At 79.6% G+C, this 387-nt stretch carries 1 pseudogene; it reads right to left on the minus strand.

Annotated elements, in window-relative coordinates:
- Nucleotides 1-335, minus strand: a pseudogene (locus A6V29_RS09320) (DUF6350 family protein); the annotation flags it as partial.
- Nucleotides 336-387 lie beyond the last annotated feature (52 nt).

The following is a 387-nucleotide window of genomic DNA, read 5'->3' on the forward strand; positions in this document are numbered from 1 at the left end:
GCGCGGACCACCGCCCGGCCGGCTCCGGACAACCCCCACGCGATGCCGAGGGTCAGCAGCAGCGGGGCGAGCGCGATCGGTCCGGACCCGACGGTGAAGGCGCCCCCCTGGGCCAGCAGCCAGAGCCGTCCGGCGAGCGCCACCGAGCCGCCGACCGGCAGGCCGCCCGTCGGATCGAGGGCGGAGACGACGCCGAGGGCCAGCGAGAGCCCCGCCAGCCCGGCGACGGTGACCGCGAGGGCCGCGGCGGCGGAGAGCCCCACCGCGGGGAGAGGCCGGCCGCCGTCCCCGCCGTCGGAACTCCTGCGGGGCAGGCGCGCGACGAGGGAGACCACGTGTCCACTCTCGCAAGCCGCCCGGCCGGTTCGCGTGCGCACGCGCCGGACG

It is taken from the genome of Blastococcus sp. CCUG 61487, assembly GCF_005222955.1.
Taxonomy (GTDB): Bacteria; Actinomycetota; Actinomycetes; order Mycobacteriales; family Geodermatophilaceae; genus Blastococcus.